Raw genomic sequence first — 18,655 nt, forward strand, 5'->3', positions numbered from 1 at the left:
TGAACTGCTTTGCTAGACAAGGAACAGGGCCTCCAGGGTCAGGATCGCGATACCGATCAGGTACGGGATGGCGGCGAGCGGGTTGAGCCGACGCCGCTCGGCGCGAGCGGTCTTGGTCTTGGGTGTGGATGCGGACGCCGGCGCTGCGGCCGTCGCCCTGCGGGTCTCTGCGCGGGTGGCCAGAGCCGTGGTGGTGGTCAGCCCGCCGACGGAGTCGGGGAGCTGCGGAAGCGCATCCGGAGCGGTGGGCGCATCCTTCGCCGAGGCCGCCAGGGCGATCTCGTCGTCGCTGCTGATCTCGTTCGGACCGCCGTTGTACGCGCCGGCGCGGGTGCCCCAGCCGCTGGCGTGCGCCATGCGGAAGAAGCCGAGCAGCCGGATCGGCATGAGGAAGAACGTCGAGACGATGATGAAGACCGGCAGGCGGAAGAAGTCGGACGGCTTCTCGGAGAGGTGCCTGATCTGGCGGATCGACATGCTGATCACGGAGGACGCGACCATCAGGGCCACGACGGTGAGCACACCGCCCTGCACGCCGTAGGCCTGCAGGAAGCCGGCGTAGAAGTTGTAGCCCTCGCCGGTGATCGAGCGGTAGACCCAGCCGCCGAGCACGCCCGCGAGGACGAACGGCAGGATGATGTCCGAGATGAAGAAGAACGCCAGCAGCGGGGCGTGGCCGAGCATCCAGGGCAGCATGCGCAGGGTGTTGTACTGGCTGCCGCGCGCCCAGCGGAGCTGCTGCTTGAACAGCTTCTTCACCTTGAGCGGCGCATCCGTGTAGACCAGGCTGGTGTGCTGGTAGACGGTGCGGTAGCCCTCCTTGAGGGTGAGGTTGGTGAGCGTGCGGTCGTCGGAGACCTCGAGGAAGACGCCGAGGAACTTCTCGTTCATGAACTTGTCCATGACGCGCATCAGGATCGAGCGGCGGAACGCGATGGTGCGGCCGGGAAGGCAGCCGATCTGCCCGACGACGCTCTGCGCGGGCATCGAGTACAGCGCCCGGGAGTTCTCCAGCCAGTCCGCCCAGCGGGTGATCCAGCTGCGCTCCGGCTCCAGGATGCGCTGCTTGGTCGTGACGCCGCCGACGCGCTCGTCCTTGAACGGCTTGACGAGCTCGGAGAGGGTGTCCTCCGTCCAGACGGTGTCGGAGTCGACCAGCACGGTGATGTCGCCCGTGGACATCCTCGTGCCGATCATCACGGCGTTGCGCTTGCCGGGGATCGGGGTGTGCACCCAGCGCACCAGAGGGGCGAACTCCTCGCAGACCTCGACGAGGCCGGGGTTGGGTGCTCCGTTGATGACGACGATGATCTCGCCGGGCTTCTGCTCCACCATGCGGCCGATGACGTCGCGGAACAGGTCGAGCGGTTCGTCGACGACGGGGACGACCACGCTCGTGGAGACCGCGAAGTCCTCGGTGTATGCGCGGTATCGCCGGGAGACGGCCACCTTGATGATCCAGATGACCCAGATGAAGGCGGAGTAGACGGCGAACAGATAGAACTCTGGATGGCCCTCCAGCATGTGCCGGATCTGCAAAATGAAAATGAACACGGGACGAGACCTCTCAGGGGGGACAGGGGTTGCATCCACGTCTCTGGGGATCTGGGCGGTCGGGTTGATCAAGTTGTAGCTGTGGGCTCTCTCACGGCGCAAGCGAGGTTTTCTCGGTGGTCACGGCGGGAAACGGCGGCCTCGGATGTGCCCCTGTCCGCCGACACGCGGACACCTGGAGGCTGTCGGCAGAATGGCGGACACACCCCCGTTCGGGGGAGGCGGAACGGCAGGTCAGGAATGGAATCGCTCGGACGGTCGATCGGGCGACCGGGGGACGATCGCCGGGGGACGACGGGGCCGTTTTGTACCCCGGATGCGGGTAGAAAAACTATGACGCCAAACGCCTGAGAATTAACACAGCCGTAACAATCGATTCACTCCCGAGAGTAGGAATACTCGCCAGCAAAATGTGTTTGCATGGATATAGCTTGGCAATGGAGACAAGCGCATCCATGTCGTCAAGCACCAGGAGAGTCATGTCCATCGCCGAGCTGAATTCGCGCGCCGCCGTCACCGCAGCACCCCTCATCCCCGCCCTCGCCGAGCGCTGGAGCCCCCGCGCCTTCGACCCGACCGCCGTCGTTCCGGAGACCGCTCTGACCGCGGCTCTCGAGGCAGCGCGCTGGTCGCCGTCCGCCAGCAACACGCAGCCGTGGCGCTTCATCGTCGCCCGTCGCGGAAGCGCCGAGTTCGACATCATCGCCTCCGCCCTGATGGGCTTCAACCAGGCGTGGGCAGGGTCGGCGAGCGCCCTGATCGTCGCCATCGCCGAACTGGAGGACGCGGAGGGCAACCCGCGCCGCTGGGCGACGTACGACCTGGGTCAGGCCGTCGCGCACCTCAGCGTCCAGGCCCACCACGACGGGCTGCACGTGCACCAGATGGGCGGATTCGACGTGGATGCGCTCCGCTCGGCGTTCGACATCGAGGAGCGTTTCCTGCCCACCTCCGTCAGCGCCATCGGCATCCTCGGCGACCCGGACGCCCTCCCCGACCCGCTGCGCGAGCGCGAGCTCGCACCCCGCTCGCGTGCCGCGCTGGACGAGATCGTGATCGTCAACGCCTGAGAGCAGCCGGTCAGCAGTACCCGAGGAGGGCGTCGTCAGCGACGCCCTCCCTTTTTTCGGCGTTCGTCGAATTTGCCGGCCGCCCGATCTGTGGGAATATGGCCGAACTCAGACGGCCAAGCAGTGTCGCGGGTCGCTGCAGGGACGCAGCGTCGCCCGCTTAAGGAGAGACGATGACGACTCCCATCGCCCCGGCGATCGCCACCGGCGGGAAGCTCAAGCGCAACCTCGGCCTGTGGGCCATCGTCGGCCTCGGGCTCGGCTACATGACCCCGACCGTCGTCTTCGACACGTTCGGCATGGTGGCACGCGACACGAACAACGTCGTGCCGTCCGCCTACCTGGTCGCTCTCGTCGTGATGATGTTCACGGCCGTCAGCTACGGCAAGATGGCTGGGGCCATCCCGAGCGCCGGATCGGCGTACACCTACGTGCGCGAGTCCATCCACCCGAACGTCGGGTTCCTGGTGGGCTGGACGTCGCTGATCGACTACGTGCTCCTGCCGATGGTCAACTGCCTCATCATCCGGAGCTACCTGGAGGCGCTGTTCCCCAGTGTGCCCGGCTGGATCTGGGTGGTCATCTACTGCGCGGTCGTCACCTCGATCATCTACCTGACGATGCGCGGCACGTCGAACATCAACATGCTGCTGCTCGTGTTCGCCGTGGTGGTGATGGCGGTGTTCGTGATCATGGTCATCGCGCAGCTGGTGCAGGGCGAGGGAGCTGGAACGATCGCCTCCGCCCAGCCGTTCTTCCACGACGCCGTGACGCTCGGCGCCGTGCTCACCGGGGCCACGATCGTCTGCTTCTCGTTCATCGGCTTCGACGCCGTGACGATGTACGCCGAGGAGGCGAAGTCGCCGAAGATCATGCCGAGGGCGATCCTGTTCACGGTGATCATCGGCGGCGCGATCTTCCTGATCACGTCGTACTTCACCCAGCTCAGGTTCCCGTCGTCCGACGAGTTCCCCCGCGCAGCCATCGAGGACAGCACGCTGCCGGAGATCGGCAAGCAGGTCGGCGGCCAGACGCTGCAGGCGGTGCTGACCGCCGCCGGGTTCGCCGCGACGCTGGCCTCCGGGCTGGCCTCGCACGCCTCGGTGTCCAGGATGCTGCTGGTGATGGGTCGCAACAACGTGCTGCCCAACCGGTTCTTCGGCCACATCAACGCCAAGACGTCCACGCCGACCTTCAACATCGTGCTCGTCGGCGCGATCAGCCTGCTGGCCGCCGCGTTCACGCTGGAGACGATCGCCGCGTTCATCAACTTCGGCGCGCTCATCGCGTTCACCTTCGTGAACATCTCGGTGATCGCCTGGTTCGCGATCCGCAAGGGGCGCAGGCGCACGCCGCGCGACATCGTTACCTTCATCGTCCTGCCCGCGATCGGGATGCTGCTGACGGGCATCCTGTGGGCCAACCTGCACGTCGACGCACTGATCGGCGGGAGCATCTGGATGGCGCTCGGGTTCGTCTATCTGCTGGTGCTGACGCGCGGATTCCGCCGCAGCGTCCCCGGCTTCGACGAGAGCCAGCCGGTCACCGGGTTCAACAAAGCCGTCAAGTAGCGCGCGCTCGGAGGCCCTTCCGAGGCCTCGAATCGGTCGTTTCGAAATCGTTATCGAAGTTTGGCCATTTCGATGGACAAACAACATATTCGGATGCGAAGCTCGGCAGGCGACGGCGCGACCGTCGCACGTCGTGAACCGTTATCAAGGAGTTTCCACAATGAAGAGGAATATTCGCGTCGCGGGCGTTCTCGCACTTGTCGCGGGCACTGCGCTGCTCGCCACAGGCTGCAGCGGCTCAGGCACAACCCCCAGCAACGGCAAGGTCACCATGTCCTTCTGGGACAACTCGACGACCGGCCCGGGCAAGGCGTTCTGGGTCAAGACGATCGCGGACTTCGAGAAGGCCAACCCGAACGTCACCATCAAGCTTCAGACGGTCCAGAACGAGGACCTCGACGGCAAGCTTCAGACCGCGCTCAACTCGGCGTCCGCACCCGACATCTTCCTGCAGCGCGGCGGCGGCAAGATGAACGCCATGGTCGACGCCGGCCAGCTGATGGACATCACCGACTCGATCGACGCGACCACCAAGGCGTCCGTGAACGCCGGCGTGCTCAAGAGCAACGAGTACAAGGGCAAGATCTACGCGATGCCCGTCAACGTGAACCCCGAGGGCATCTTCTACAGCAAGGACCTGTTCAAGGCGGCGGGGATCGACACTCCCCCGACCACCATGGACGAGCTGAACGCCGCCATCGTCAAGCTCAAGGCGACCGGCGTCGCCCCCGTCGCCGTCGGCGCGAAGGACGCCTGGCCTGCTGCGCACTGGTACTACAACTTCGCTCTGCGCGAGTGCAGCGAGAGCGCGCTCAACAAGTCGGCGGCATCCCTCGACTTCAGCGACAAGTGCTGGACGAAGGCCGGAGAGGACCTCAAGGCGTTCAACGACACCAACCCGTTCAACAACGGCTTCCTCACCACCCCCGCCCAGCAGGGCGCAGGCAGCTCCGCCGGCCTCCTGGCCAACCACAAGGCGGCGATGGAGCTCATGGGCGGATGGGACCCGGGAGTGATCGCGTCGCTCACCCCCGACCAGAAGCCGCTGCCCGATCTCGGCTGGTTCCCCTTCCCCTCCGTCCCGGGCGGAGCTGGAGACCCCAGCGCAATGATGGGCGGCGTCGGCGGGTACTCGTGCTCGGCGAAGGCCCCGAAGAAGGAGTGCACCGCGTTCCTCAACTACATGACGACGAAGTCCGTGCAGGAGGAGAACTACACGGCCTTCAACGCGATCCCGGTCAATAAGGACGCGCAGAGCGGCATCACCGACTCCGTGACGAAGTCGGAACTGGATGCGTACAACAACACCAAGTTCATGGCTCAGTTCCTCGACACCCTGCTCGGGCAGAACGTCGGCAACGCGATGAACACCGGAGTGGTCAACCTGCTCGCAGGCAAGGGCTCGGCGGCGGACATCATCGACACCGTCAACCAGGCAGCCTCCAAGGGGTAGCCGGATACCCGCGATAACCGATCGGGGGCGACGCGCAGTGTGCGCGTCGCCCCCGATTTCTCGTTGGTGGCCGGCTCAGGGACGGAGGAGCACCTTGATGGCGCGGCGCTCATCCATTGCCGCGTACGCCTCGGCCGCCTCGGAGAGCGGGAGCTCCAGGTCGAAGACGCGGCCGGGGTCGATGGCGCCGGACCAGACATCCTGCAGCAGCTCCTCGACGTAGTTGCGCACGGGAGCGACACCGCCGTTCACACCGACGTTGTTGTTGAACAGCGGGCGCACGGGCAGCTCAGGGCCGCCGTTGGGGACGCCGACGTATCCGACCATGCCGCCGGGGCGCGCCGAACGGATCGCCTGGTCCATCGACTCCTTGGTGCCGACCGCCTCGAGCACACAGTCCGCCCCGATGCCGCCGAGCAGCTCCTTGACCGCCGCGACGCCGTCGTCGCCGCGCTCGGCGACGATGTCGGTCGCGCCGAACGCGCGTGCCAGTTCCTGACGCGACTCGTGCCGCGACATCGCGATGATGCGCGAAGCGCCCAGGCGCGCGGAGGCGAGCACCGCGCACAGCCCGACCGCTCCGTCGCCCACGACGACGACCGTGCTGCCCTCGGTGACCCCGGCGGAGACGGCGGCGTGGTGGCCCGTGCCCATCACATCCGACAGCGTCAGCAGGCTCGGGATGAGGTCGTCGCTCGGGTATTCCGGCGTCGCCACGAGCGAACCGTCCGCGTGCGGGACACGCACCTTCTGGCCCTGGCCGCCGTCGGCGAAGCCGCCGAGCTTGTCGTCCGACCCCCACCATCCTCCGTTGAGGCAGGAGGTGCTGACGCCGTTCTTGCAGTTGACGCACGTCATGTCGCAGTCGTAGAACGGCGCGATGACGAAGTCGCCGGGGGCGATCGTCTTCACGTCCGGCCCCACCTCCTCGACGACGCCGACGAACTCGTGACCGATGCGGTGCGCGTGGTGCGTCGGCGTGACCCCGCGGTACGGCCACAGGTCGGAGCCGCAGACGCAGGCTGCGACGACGCGCACGATGGCGTCGCCTCCGGTGGACAGGACGGGATCGGGAACCACTTCGACGCGGATGTCTTTTTCACCGTGGATGACCGTTGCAAGCATGGTCAGAAGCCTACGCCGCACGGTGGGGGTGCGAGCGCCGCTCGTCCCCCGTCCGGGGGACGGCCGGTGACGGCCTGGTGAACAGCGTGTGAAGCCGCGACCACCGGATGCGCGCGGCTCGTAGCATCGCCTCATGCCGAAGCGCTCCCGACTCGCAGCGGTCTTCGCTGCCATCGGCGCGCTGATCGCGGTGGCGGTCGTGGTGACGATCGCGGTGCGGCCGTCCGCCGTGCAGGCGGGGGCGCAGGCGCATCCAGGGTCGTATGCGGTGGCGGCCGACCTGGATGCGTGCGGGGCGGGGTGGGGCGAGGCCGGCGCTGGTGGGGGCGGCGCTGGTGGCGCCGGCGGCGCTGTCTCGGGTGGCGAGCAGAGCTTCACCGTGACCAATCACACCGTCGCGGGCATCGAAGTCTACCTGCAGGCGGTCGACTCGAAGAAGGTGTACCTCGACCTGGAGTCGCTGGGCGCCGGGGCGCACGCGACGGCGCGGGTCTCGCTCGGCGCCGGGCGCTACCGCTTCGTCTGCCTGCCCGCCGATGCCGACCCGGTCACCGGGCCGAGCGTCGCTGTCGGGCCCGCGCCGCCCTCCGCACAGCTCACCCCCGGGATCGTGCCGGTCACCAGGAACGACCTCATCCCGGTGGCGAAGGCGTACACGACCTGGGTGGCGTCGCGCATCCCGGTTCTGCAGAAACAGGTGGCCGACCTCGGCGCCGACACCGCGGAGGGCGACTTAGCGGCCTCCCGCCGCGACTGGCTCGATGCCCACCAGACCTACGAGACGCTCGGCGCCGCGTACGACGCGTTCGGCGACGCCGGAGAGACCATCGACGGCCTGCCGGCCCCCGGCACGACCGCACTGACCGATCAGGGGCTCACCGGGTTCCACCGCATCGAGGCACTGCTCTGGTCGGGCGCACCGGCCAGCCAGGCGGTGGATGCGGTGGCCGCCTTGCAGGCGTCCGTCGCCTCGCTCGCGACCACGCTCGCCGACGCGGAGGTCGACCCGGGCGCCATCGGGCTGCGGGCGCACGAGATCGTCGAGAACGCTCTGCAGTTCGAGCTGACCGGGGACGCCGACGCGCTGTCCGGCACCGAGCTGGCGACGGTCGACGCCAACCTCTCCGGGGCGACGGCGGCGCTCACGCCGCTGACGAGCATCCTGAGCAGTCGGTACGACCGGCTGGCGGCGACGACGGCGTCGATCGCGACTGCGCAGCGGCTGGTGGAGTCGTTCCGCGGGGCGGACGGGAGCTGGCGCCCGCTCTCGTCGCTGAGCCGCGCCGAGAGGGAACGCGTGGATGCGGCCATCGACGGCGCGCTGGAACGGCTGGCGCCGGTGGCGGCGATCTGCGACATCAGGAGGGAACCGTGACGGGGATCGGGCGGAGGGGCTTCCTGCAGGCGACGGCGGGCGCGGCAGTCGGTGCCGGGGCGGCGGTGGGCATCGGCGCGGGCGTGGGTGGCACAGTCCGACCCAAAGACGCGACACCCGCCGCCGCCGCCGCGTACGCGTTCCACGGCACACACCAGCAGGGCATCCTCACGCCCCCGCAAGGCACCGCCGCGTTCGTCGCGCTCGACGCCACTGCCGCCAACCGCGCCGAGCTGGCCGACCTGTTCAAGACGATCACCGAGCGTGCCAGGTTCCTGACGACGGGCGGCACCCCGCCCGATCCCGGTCTCACTGCCCCGCCGCGCGACTCCGGCATCCTCGGCCCCACCGTCGTGCCGGACGGGGTCACTGTGACCCTGTCCGTCGGCGCATCCCTCTTCGACGAGCGTTACGGGCTGGCAGCCGCCAAGCCGGCGCGCCTCCGGACGATGGAGGACTTCGCCAACGACGCGCTCCGCCGGGAGGTCTGCGACGGCGACCTGCTCCTCCAGGTCTGCGCGGACGACCGGGATGCGGTCACCCACGCCGTGCGCGAGATCGCGCGCGCAACCCGGGGCGGGATGCAGGTGCGCTGGCGGCAGGACGGCTTCACGTCACCGCCCCGCCCATCCGGAACCCCGCGCAACCTCATGGGGTTCAAGGACGGCACGAGCAACCCGTCCACGACGGACGCGAAGAGCATGGGCGACCTCGTCTGGGCCAGGGCAGGCGGCGCGGAGCCCGGCTGGGTGGCGGGCGGCAGCTACCACGTGGTGCGCATCATCCGGATGCTCGTGGAGTTCTGGGACAGGGTCAATCTGCACGAGCAGGAGAACATGATCGGCAGGAGGCGGGACACGGGCGCCCCGCTCACCGGGTCGCACGAGCACGACGATCCGCACTACGAACTCGATCCGACCGGCGACGTGATCCAGCTGGATGCGCACATCCGGCTGGCCAATCCGCACACCTCGGCCACCGCCGACCAGCGCATGCTCCGCAAGGCATACAACTACGACGCGGGGCTCGACAGCAACGGCGACCTCGACATGGGGCTCATCTTCACCGCCTTCAACCAAGACCTGGAACGGCAGTTCGCCACCGTGCAGCGACGGCTCGCGAACGAACCGCTCACCGACTACATCTCGCCGTTCGGCGGCGGCTACTTCTTCGCGTTACCCGGCGCGCGGGACTCCGGAGACTGGCTGGGCAGCAGGATGCTCGCCTGACTCCGGCGACAGAGCTCGGCGCATCCCGCGCCGACGATCAACACACACAGGAAGAAGGAATCGTGTTCAGACCACCTCGTCTGCACCGCTCCGCGACGGTCACCCGCGCCGGTCTCGCCGTCGTCGGCGCCGCCGCTCTCATCGGCGCCGGGCTCCTCACGGTCGCCCCGGCCTCCGCGGAGAGCTCACACTCCTCATTCACCCTCACCCCGATCAAGCACCTGGTCGTCATCTTCGACGAGAACGTGTCGTTCGATCACTACTTCGGCACGTACCCGTCCGCGACCAACACCGACGGAACCCCGTTCACCGCGGCGAAGAGCACACCGAAGGCGAACACCCTGGTCACCTCAGGGGCGCTCACCAGCAACCCGAACCTCTACCCGCCGAAACGGCTCGCCTCGACGCAGGCCGTCACCTGCGACCAGAACCACAGCTACGCCGCGGAGCAGCAGGCCGTCGACGGAGGCAAGATGGACCTGTTCGTGCAGAAGACCTCGACGGACACCTGCACGGGCCAGTTCGGCGCACCGGGTCTCGCGATGGACTACTACGACGGGAACACCGTCACCGGCCTGTGGAACTACGCCCAGAACTACGCGATGAGCGACAACAGCTGGGACACCACGTTCGGCCCGTCCACGCCGGGAGCGCTCAACCTCATCTCCGGCCAGACGCACGGAGGCACGGCGTACGACCCGAAGACCGGGGCGACGCTGACCGCATCCACTGCCGTGCAGTCGCCGAACGCCTCCGGCGTCGGAACGGTGATCGGAGACCCCGACCCCGCATACGACGACTGCTCGGACAACGACCACGTGTCGACGTCGGCCGTCGTCGGGATGGCGGGGAAGAACATCGGCGACCTGCTCAACAACCGCGGGGTCACCTGGGGCTGGTTCCAGGGCGGCTTCACGCCGACCACCGCGTGGGACGGCACGAGCGGCCACTACGCCAAGTGCGACGCCACCACGGCCAACATCGCGGGCGCGACGCCGAAGGACTACTCGCCGCACCACTCGCCGTTCCAGTACTACAAGTCCACGTCCAACCCGCACCACCTTCCGCCGACCTCGACGAAGGCGATCGGGCACACCGACCAGGCCAACCACCAGTACGACCTCTCGTCGTTCTCGGCGGCCCTGTCGTCGAACAACCTGCCGTCCGTGTCGTTCCTCAAGGCACCGGAGGCGCAGGACGGTCACGCGTCGTACTCCGACCCGATCGACGAGCAGAAGTTCCTCGTCAACCAGATCAACGCCATCCAGAAGTCGAGCTCCTGGTCGAGCACGGCGGTCGTCGTCGCGTACGACGACTCGGACGGCTGGTACGACCACGTGGCCCCGAAGGTCACCAACGGTTCGGCCGACCCGGCCGTCGACTCCTCGGTCTGCACCTCCGTCTCGCACACCGCGGGCGGATACGCCGACCGCTGCGGCCCGAGCCAGCGCCTCCCGCTCCTGGTGATCTCGCCGTACGCGGCGCAGAACAAGGTGGACCACACGCCCACCGACCAGACATCGGTGCTGCGCTTCATCGAGAACAACTGGCTCACCGGCCGCATCGGCGACGCCAGCTTCGACGCACGGGCAGGATCCCTCGGCGGGATGTTCGACTGGTTCCGGCCGCAACAGCGCGAGGTTCTGCTCTCGCCGACGACCGGCGCCGTGACGGCGGTCGTCCCGACGCGCCCGCACTGGCCGACGCCGCCGCGCAACGGGTGGTCGACGCAGCCGTAGGGCGCTGCGCTGGGCCGAGTGGTCCCGGGTCGCTGCGGCGATCCGGGACCACTCGTTTGTGTGAGGGAAATCGGGCGGAGTGAGACGCAACATTTTCCACGTCAGATTTCTGTTATCGTTGGCGGACTCGCGACGGAGCGGGTGAGATCGGAGTGACCAATGAAACTGTCCAACGCAACCATCGGGGCGATTGTCGGGTGCATCGTGGCGGTCGCTGCGCTGACGCCGGCGCACGCCGCGGTCTCAGCCGACGACGGCATCGACGTATCCGGCATGCACGTGGAGCACGGGGTCGACCTCACGGGGCCGGTCTTCATCGCGGACGAGCACGGCGGCCTCACCTCAGCGAACATCGACGAATCGAGGCACACCGCCGTCGCGAACCCGAGAGGCGCACGGGCGAGCGGCTGCAACTGGTACCGGATGACCATTCCGGTCGGCGGGGCCTGGTACACCTCCGTGGACGGATGCTCGCTCATCGGAATCAACGATTCGGCCGCCCACATCTACGGATGGGAAGTCGATCCGAACTCGCACGGAAATCCCTGCATGCAAGGGCGTGGGTACAACAAGGTCGGTTCGACCTGGACGGCGCAGTACGTCGCGATCGGTTGCGGGAGCTATGGTGCGAAGTCGGTCCGCATCGGCAACGTGATAACCACGGCGAAGGTCAAGGGCCAGTCCATCGGGGCCACCGGAACCTCGCTCGTCTTCTACTGAGATGATCGCTCGCACCCGGTCGAGAGGTGGGCGATCGGTCGCCCTCCTCTCCCTCCTTCTCGCCACGCCTGCCCTTGCCGGATGCGCAGGATCGGACGGTGCCTCGTCGACGACCCCGACCACGGAAGGGCGCGTGTCCACCGGGCGCATCGAGCCGAGTGAAGCGCCGGCGATCGCCTCGGCTCTGGGCTGCGACCGGGCCGACCTTCTGGTAGACGACATGTACTCCTACGACACGATGTCCGGAGTCGATTGCTTCTATCCAGGCGGTGAGACCATCGCGCTCAGGATCTACCGCCATGACAGCTCCGTCGATCGGGCGCTGGACGACCTCACCCCGACCTTCAACGCCACCAACCGCGTGACGGTCGGCGCAAACTGGTATGCGACAGGCACACCGGGTCGACTCGTCCAACTGGCCGCAACGGTGGGCGTCACCGCGACGCCCACCGACAGCTACGTGCCACATCCTCAGGCCGTCTCCGACGAACTCGAGAGCATCGGCACGTGCTCCGGCTTCGTCACCAGCCTCATCTTCGACGCGCTCTTCGACCAGAGCGCCTATCACGAGCTGCTTCCCGGAACGGTGGAGGTCTACCCGGGACTGGAAGCCATCGTCCAGGCGATCGCGAACGAAGCCGGTGCCGACCAGCACCTGACGGCCGACACATTCCATACGCGGATCACCGCATACGGCAAGACGGTGAAGGCGTACTGCGCCGGCCTCTGGACCAGCACCGAAGGGACACCCGAATGAGTCACCGCAGTTCCGCTCGGCGGTATCTGAGCACCGGCATCATCCTTGCCGCGGTCGGCACTCTGCTGCTCTTCAGCGGCGACGTTCTGACTGTGGTGGGCGTCACGCTCGAACAGGCCGGACTCATCTCGTTCGTCGTCGCCCTGACCAAGATCTGGACAGCGTTCGCCATGCCGCTCGCGGCCGGACTGATCTGCCTGGCCCTGTACCTGCGCACCGTCGACGACCGGTGACGTTCGGCGCGGCTTCGCGTCGCGCTATGGCCGCTGCGGGCGGCGGCGGAAGGCGACGAGCGCGCCTGCTGCCAGAAGCAGGACCGCGAGCGCCGCGAGCCCGGACGCGTCGAGGCCGGTCGCGGCCAGGCCGGAGCCGCCGGACGCGGTCGGCGCGCTGGGCGCACCCGGTGTGGCGGGCGTCCCTGGCGTGCCCGGCGTCCCTGGCGTCCCCGGCGTCCCCGGGTCGACCGGGGCGGTCGGCAGCGCGATGTCGGTGCGCACGAAGCGAGGCGTGCCGTCCGGGCCGATGCCAGTCGCGACCAGCGAGTGCGCGCCCGTCAGTCCCGCGGGGATCGTCACTGTCGCCGTCGCCGAGCCGGTGGCGTCGGCCGTGACCGTCGCTAGGACGACCGGGCTGGAGTAGATGCCGAAGGTGACGGGCGCCGCTGGGGCGAAGCCGCTGGCGGTCAGGGTGAGCTGCTGGCCCGTTGTCACCGTCGTCGGCACGCCGGAGAGCGGTCCTGCCGCCGTGGGCGGGAGGGGCGGCAGCGGCACGGCGGCGGCGTCGACGACCGCGATGGTCACGACCTGCACGAGGTCGGGCTGTCCCGGCGTCGTCGCGGTGACGGTGACAGTGGATGCGCCGGCCTGGTCGGTCGTGACGCCCCGGATGCTCGCGGTCCCGTCGCCGTTGTCCGTGAAGGTCAGCCCAGCGGGGAGGGGCGTCGCCGACAGCGCGCCGATCGCCGGGTAGGCGTGGCCGGTGGTCACGGTGGCCGCGAACGTGACACCGCGCGTGGCCGTCAGGGCGGCCGGGCTGGTGAACGTCGGCGCCTCGATCACGGTGAGCGTGAGCGTCTGCGTCGCCGAGGCTGCGCGTCCGTTCGTCGCCGTCAGGGTGACCGCGTACGCGCCGCCCTCACCAGGTGCCGGGGTCCCGGACAGTGTCGCCGTGCCGTCCCCGTTGTCGGTGAACGCCAGTCCGGACGGCAGTGTCCCGCTCGCCGTGACGGTCGTCGCCACGGGGAATCCCGGCGCCGTCGTGACGGTGAACGATCCGGCGCTGCCAACGCTCATCCCGGCGGTGGCCGCGGAGGTGAACCCCGGGGACTGCAGCACGGTGAGCACGAAGGCTTGGCTGGCGTTCGGCGTGAATCCGTTGTTCGCGGTGATCGTGAACGGGTACAGGCCACCGGATGCGGCGGGTGGGTCGACCGAGATGGTCGCCGTTCCGTCGTGGTGGTCGGTGAAGGTCGCCCAGGCGGGGAGCGCGCCGGTCGCCGCGAGCGTCGCAGACGGGAAGCCCGCCGTGGTGACGGCGATGTCCTGGACGCCGGCGCCCGCCGTGACCTCGGCGGCGGCCGGGCTCGAGATGGTGGGAGCGTCGCCGACGATCAGACGTGCGTCGGTGTGCGTGCTGCCCGCCACGTTGGTGAAAACGGCACGGAAGATGCGGCCGTCGTCGATGGTGCGCGCGGTGAGCGACACCGTGGTCGAGGTCGCGCCGGGGATCTGGACGAACGTCGCTCCGTTGTCCGAGGAGACCCACCACTGAACCGCCGGGGCGGGGAAGCCGCTCGCGGCGGCCGTGAAGCTCACCGTGGCTCCGGAGTTCGCGGTCTGGTCTGCCGCGGCGAGAGTCACCACGGGGGCCGCGTGCACGAGCAGCTGGAACGACTGGGTCGCGTCCTGGCCCTCCCCGTTGGCGGCGGTGATCGTGACGACCGTGCTCCCGCCGGGACCGGTCGGGGTGCCGGAGATGGTGCCCGTGCCGTCGCCGTTGTCGACGAAGCCGAGGCCGGCGGGCAGCGTCCCCGTGACGGTGAGCGCCGAGACGGCGGGGTACGCGTGCCCGGTGGTGACGGTGAACGTCGCCGCGGTGCCGAGCGTGGTCGTCACGCTCGGCACGCTGGTGATGCGCGGCGCCTCGTTCACGGTCAGCGTGAACGACTGGACGGCGGCGGCCCCGACGCCGTTCGAGGTCTGGAGGGTCACTGGGTACACCCCGCCAGACCCTGCCGACGGCGTCCCGGCGATGGAGGCGGTTCCGTCGTGGTGGTCGGTGAACGTCACACCGGGCGGCAGCGTGCCGGTCACGGTGATCGGCGTGGGTGTCGGGCGGCCGGACGCCGTCACGGTGAAGCTCCCGCTCGATCCAACCGCGAACGTGCTCGCTGCCGCGCTCGTGAAGGCGGCGGCCTGCTGCACCACAATGGTCAACGTCTGAGCGACGCTGGACGGCGATGCGGCGTTCCTGGCCGTGACGGTGACCGGATAGTCGCCCGCGCTGCCCGCTGCCGGGACCCCGCTGATGGTCGCGGTGCCGTTGCCGTTGATCGTGGCGGTCAGTCCGGGCGGCAGGGAGCCGACGAAAGTGAGCGCAGGAGCGGGATAGCCGGTGGCGACCACCGTGAACGATGCCGGGGTGCCGACGACGGCGCCGAACGTGGACGGCGACGTGAACGACGCGAGCGTGTAGACCGAGACGGGGGCGGACACCGTGCCCCCGTCGAGCTGAGCGGTCGCGGAACCCACCCCGCCCGTCGCGCCCGCCGTGAAGGTGGAGGAGGCGACACCGGCAGCGATGGCCGACGACGCACCGATCGACGACCCGGCCGGCAGCGCGTTCGACCAGGCAACGGGGAGGCCGTCGAACGCCGTGAGTGACGACGGCGCGACCGCCGCGCCCGCCGAGTCGAGGAGGAGGCTCGCGGTGAAGGTCGACGTTGTCGCCGGACGCACGATCGGCGAGGGGTTCGCGGTGGCCGTCAAGCGCAGGTACGGCGTGTACGCCGCGGCCGTGGTTCCGCTCACCGTGTCACATCCGGAGCTTGCCGGGCCGGTCGAGCATCCCCACCAGTTCTGGGTCGCGAGCGCCGAGCCCCCGGCGACGGCGAGCGCCGGAGCGGTGTTCCCGGTGATCCTGTTGTAGTGGGCGGTGAGCGAACCGGCCGTCACGGCGACGGCGGAACCGCCCGTTCCGGTGTTGCCGGTGAACGTCGAGCCGGTGATCGAGAGCGTGCCGCCGTTCAGCCAGACGGCCGATCCGGTGGACGGTCCACCGCTCGACACTCCTGCATTGTTCGCGAAGGTGCTTCCCGTGATGCTCATCGGCGTCGACCCGGCGACGTCGCTGATCGCGAGCGCTCCTCCGCCGTTGCCGACCGGGCTCGTCGCCGTCGTGGTGTTGCCGGTGAACCGGCTGCCGGTGATCGAGAGCTTCTCGCCGGACGCCGTGCCCTGCGCCTGGTATGCGATGGCACCACCCGCGCTGCTGCCGGCGTCGTTGCCGGTGAAGGTCGAGTCGACGACGGTGAGCGCACCGCCGATGAACTGGATGGCGCCGCCGGGGTTCGCGGTGCTCTGGCCCGTCGCCGTGTTGGCCTTGTTGCCGGAGAACGTCGAGTTGCGGATGGTGAGGGAGTCGAGCGTCGCTGCGCTGCCGGAGCCGCCGATCAGTGCCCCGCCTCCCATGACGTTGTCGACACCGCCGAGCACCGAGAGTCCGTCCAGCGTCACGGAGACACCGCCGACACCGCTCGGGTCGAGCACGAACACCTGCTTCGCTCCGGCGCCCACCACCTTCGGGGACGCACCGGATGCCGCTGCCAGGGTGGTGTCCGCTCCGGATGCGGTGCCCACCGTCAGCGGGCCGAGCGTGTCGTCGAGCGCGTACGTTCCCGCACCGACCGTGATGTCCCACGCGCCGCCCACGTTGTTCGCGACGCAGAGCGCGTTGCGGAGGGTGACCGGGTTCGCCAGTGTCGTGCCGCCCGAGCATGCGCCGGTCGCATCCGTGTCGGCCGTGCTGGTGACCACGATGGTGGAGCCTGCCGCCAGCGCTGGTGCGGGAGCGGTGAGCATCCCGGCCGTCGCGAGAAGGAGGACGGCGACGACCGAGAGGGCGCGCACGGGCAGGGACGGCATGGGCGGTCGGGCTCCCTCTGCCAACCCGGGTCGCTGGCCTAGTAATGAGTGCATTGCGATGCTATCGGCACCGACGCGTCCGCGAATGCCCCCTCTGTGAGTGTCAGAACGCCAGGCGGCGATGCCCTAGGCTCGCAGTCGAACTCCCGCGGCGACCCGACCCGCGCGGTGCCCGCAGGAAGGACTCTCGTGCCCGAGGTGTCACGTCGAACCGTCATGGTCTCTGCGCTGAGCGGGCTGGGTGTCGCCGCCGTCGCCGCGGCAGCTCCCGCCGTTCCCGCGTTCGCGGGGGCCGCATCCCGAGCAGCCGCCGCGACCCCAGCGACCGCTGCGGCCGCCGTCGAGCCGACGCGCTCGCTCTACCTCCCCGCCGTCGGGCACGCCTTCACCGCCGTCTCGGACGAGCGCACGATCCACCTCACCCTCGCGAGCGTCGACGACGTCGCCGGAGGGGCGGACGCGGGCCACGAGCACCGTTTCGGTCTGCACTTCACCGCCGCCGCCGGATACGAGGCGGCGGACGGCATCTACACGCTCTCCGCCGACGGCGTGCCGGCGACGACGCTGTTCCTCGTCGCGATCGGGCCGAGGCGCATGACGCGCTCGCTGCAGGCCATCGTCATCCGGAACCTGTGATGCTGACCGACACGATCGGGTTCCGTGCCGCCAGCCCGGACGACGCCGCCCTGGAGCGCGCGATCTTCGACGACGCAAAGCGGAGCGAGTTCCCCGGCATCGACGGCCCCGTGCTCGACCAACTGCTCGACCTGCAGTTCCGTGCAGCATGGGCGGAGCGGGCATCGCGGCACCCCGGCGCCATCACCTCGCTCGTCCTCCTCGACAGCGAGGTGGTCGGCTCGATCACGGTCGACCGCACCGGCAGCGATGCGCACCTCGTCGATCTCACGATCCTCTCGCAGCACAGGGGTGGCGGCCTCGGCTCGCGCGCGCTGTCCTGGCTCGCGGCCTCGGCCGACCGGGTGACCCTCACCGTCTGGGCGCTGAACGCCGGCGCGATCCGGCTGTATCGGCGGCACGGTTTCACGACCGTGTCCGAACAGGGAGGCTACCTGGCCATGAGCACGGAGGCCGCCCGATGAGCCTTACGGCATACGAGCGCTGGAGTGCGGTGAGCGGCGCCGACCTGGAGGCCGTGGACGGGGCAGGAACGCGGTACCGCATCCACCTGACGTCGGTCAGCGACCAGCAGACCGACGGCGCCTGGACGACGTTCTCACTCGAGTTCCGCGCAGGGACGGACTTCCCCGCCGAGCAGAACAGCTACGACATCGTCGGCGCCGGGATCGCCGAACCCGTCTTCGTCGTGCCGCTCGCACGCGACGCAGACGGGCTCCGCCTCGAAGCCATCTTCACCCAGGACAAGGAGCAGGCATGAGTCAGCCGTACGTCGGAGAGATCCGGATGTTCGCGGGCACCTTCGCGCCGGTGGGATGGGCGCTCTGCACCGGCGGTCTGCTGCCGATCTCGGACAATGATGTGCTGTTCCAGGTCATCGGGACGACATACGGCGGCGACGGCATCGAGACCTTCGGCCTGCCGGACCTGAGCGGGCGCCTTCCCGTGCACCAGGGCACCGGGCCCTCGCTGGGTCGCACCTTCACGATGGGCGAAGCCGCTGGGGCGGAGACGGTCCAGCTCGGTGTGCAGCAGCTCCCCCGGCACGGGCACCCGATCGCCGCGGCGGCGACGGCCACAACGCCGTCCGCCTCCGGCAACTACCTGGCCGGCTGGGCCGACGTCCCGTTCAGCACGGACACGCCCACCGCCCAGCTCGGAACGGCACTCAACCCGGCCGGCGGCGATCAGGCGCACGACAACATGCCGCCGTACCTCGCCATCAACTACATCATCTCGCTGTACGGCCTGTTTCCGTCCCAGACTTGAACACATTGAGGAGAC

At 69.0% G+C, this 18,655-nt stretch carries 16 protein-coding genes; 13 read left to right on the forward strand and 3 right to left on the reverse strand.

The genetic code is table 11. The features are described 5' to 3' along the window. Window positions 1–12: 12 nt before the first annotated feature. Complete coding sequence (locus ACN6M5_RS11780) at window positions 13–1,554, reverse strand: glycosyltransferase (protein ID WP_434950019.1); 1,542 nt, start codon at window positions 1,552–1,554, stop codon at window positions 13–15. A gap of 479 nt (window positions 1,555–2,033) precedes the next feature. On the opposite strand from ACN6M5_RS11780, the gene ACN6M5_RS11785 reads away from it, so the two are divergent. The 3 genes from ACN6M5_RS11785 (at window position 2,034) to ACN6M5_RS11795 (ending at window position 5,648) form a co-directional block, all read left to right on the forward strand. Continuing rightward, the gene (locus ACN6M5_RS11785) at window positions 2,034–2,624 is read left to right on the forward strand and encodes a nitroreductase family protein (RefSeq protein WP_434950021.1); all 591 of its coding nucleotides are present in this window, start codon (window positions 2,034–2,036) and stop codon (window positions 2,622–2,624) included. A 173-nt stretch (window positions 2,625–2,797) separates the two neighbouring features. Continuing rightward, entirely contained in the window at window positions 2,798–4,195 is a 1,398-nt protein-coding gene (locus ACN6M5_RS11790; protein WP_434950023.1) for an APC family permease, read from the forward strand. Window positions 4,196–4,355: 160 nt separating this feature from the next. Further along, window positions 4,356–5,648, forward strand: a complete 1,293-nt coding sequence (locus ACN6M5_RS11795; RefSeq protein WP_085368187.1) for an ABC transporter substrate-binding protein — start codon at window positions 4,356–4,358, stop codon at window positions 5,646–5,648. A 75-nt stretch (window positions 5,649–5,723) separates the two neighbouring features. Here the strand turns inward: ACN6M5_RS11795 and ACN6M5_RS11800 are convergent, their stop codons facing one another. Beyond that, window positions 5,724–6,773, reverse strand: a complete 1,050-nt coding sequence (locus tag ACN6M5_RS11800; protein WP_434950026.1) for a zinc-dependent alcohol dehydrogenase family protein — start codon at window positions 6,771–6,773, stop codon at window positions 5,724–5,726. Between the two features lie 133 nt (window positions 6,774–6,906). Between ACN6M5_RS11800 and ACN6M5_RS11805 the strand changes: the two genes are divergently transcribed. The 6 genes from ACN6M5_RS11805 (at window position 6,907) to ACN6M5_RS11830 (ending at window position 12,826) form a co-directional block, all read left to right on the forward strand. Beyond that, window positions 6,907–8,148: an imelysin family protein gene (locus ACN6M5_RS11805; protein WP_434950028.1), complete on the forward strand. Its 1,242-nt coding sequence runs from the start codon at window positions 6,907–6,909 to the stop codon at window positions 8,146–8,148. Beyond that, window positions 8,145–9,377 carry an iron uptake transporter deferrochelatase/peroxidase subunit gene (gene efeB, locus ACN6M5_RS11810; protein ID WP_434950030.1) on the forward strand — a complete coding sequence of 411 codons (1,233 nt, stop codon included), beginning with the start codon at window positions 8,145–8,147 and terminating at the stop codon, window positions 9,375–9,377. The genes ACN6M5_RS11805 and efeB overlap by 4 nt, the downstream gene beginning before the upstream one ends. A gap of 62 nt (window positions 9,378–9,439) precedes the next feature. Beyond that, the gene (locus ACN6M5_RS11815) at window positions 9,440–11,116 is read left to right on the forward strand and encodes a phospholipase C (protein ID WP_434950032.1); all 1,677 of its coding nucleotides are present in this window, start codon (window positions 9,440–9,442) and stop codon (window positions 11,114–11,116) included. Between the two features lie 159 nt (window positions 11,117–11,275). Beyond that, a complete protein-coding gene (locus ACN6M5_RS11820; RefSeq protein WP_434950034.1) occupies window positions 11,276–11,836 on the forward strand; it encodes a hypothetical protein in 561 nt (186 codons plus the stop codon). Window positions 11,837–11,969: 133 nt separating this feature from the next. Next, window positions 11,970–12,593 carry a hypothetical protein gene (locus tag ACN6M5_RS11825; protein ID WP_434950036.1) on the forward strand — a complete coding sequence of 208 codons (624 nt, stop codon included), beginning with the start codon at window positions 11,970–11,972 and terminating at the stop codon, window positions 12,591–12,593. Then, complete coding sequence (locus ACN6M5_RS11830) at window positions 12,590–12,826, forward strand: hypothetical protein (protein WP_434950038.1); 237 nt, start codon at window positions 12,590–12,592, stop codon at window positions 12,824–12,826. The genes ACN6M5_RS11825 and ACN6M5_RS11830 overlap by 4 nt, the downstream gene beginning before the upstream one ends. Window positions 12,827–12,850: 24 nt before the next feature. Here ACN6M5_RS11830 and ACN6M5_RS11835 read toward each other — a convergent pair whose 3' ends face one another. Then, complete coding sequence (locus ACN6M5_RS11835) at window positions 12,851–16,735, reverse strand: beta strand repeat-containing protein (RefSeq protein WP_434950040.1); 3,885 nt, start codon at window positions 16,733–16,735, stop codon at window positions 12,851–12,853. Window positions 16,736–16,933: 198 nt separating this feature from the next. On the opposite strand from ACN6M5_RS11835, the gene ACN6M5_RS11840 reads away from it, so the two are divergent. The 4 genes from ACN6M5_RS11840 to ACN6M5_RS11855 are packed head-to-tail and all read left to right on the forward strand — an operon-like array spanning window position 16,934 to window position 18,640. Then, window positions 16,934–17,371 (forward strand): DUF6916 family protein, encoded by a 438-nt coding sequence (locus tag ACN6M5_RS11840; RefSeq protein WP_434950042.1) that lies wholly within the window; start codon window positions 16,934–16,936, stop codon window positions 17,369–17,371. Then, on the forward strand, window positions 17,371–17,835 hold the full coding sequence (locus ACN6M5_RS11845) for a GNAT family N-acetyltransferase (protein ID WP_434950044.1): 465 nt from the start codon (window positions 17,371–17,373) through the stop codon (window positions 17,833–17,835). The genes ACN6M5_RS11840 and ACN6M5_RS11845 overlap by 1 nt, the downstream gene beginning before the upstream one ends. Next, complete coding sequence (locus tag ACN6M5_RS11850; protein ID WP_434950046.1) at window positions 17,832–18,131, forward strand: DUF6916 family protein; 300 nt, start codon at window positions 17,832–17,834, stop codon at window positions 18,129–18,131. The genes ACN6M5_RS11845 and ACN6M5_RS11850 overlap by 4 nt, the downstream gene beginning before the upstream one ends. Further along, window positions 18,128–18,640 (forward strand): phage tail protein, encoded by a 513-nt coding sequence (locus ACN6M5_RS11855; RefSeq protein ID WP_434950048.1) that lies wholly within the window; start codon window positions 18,128–18,130, stop codon window positions 18,638–18,640. Before ACN6M5_RS11850 ends, ACN6M5_RS11855 begins: the two co-directional genes overlap by 4 nt. Window positions 18,641–18,655 lie beyond the last annotated feature (15 nt).

This window comes from Leifsonia araucanica (assembly GCF_051161895.1).
GTDB lineage: Bacteria > Actinomycetota > Actinomycetes > Actinomycetales > Microbacteriaceae > Leifsonia.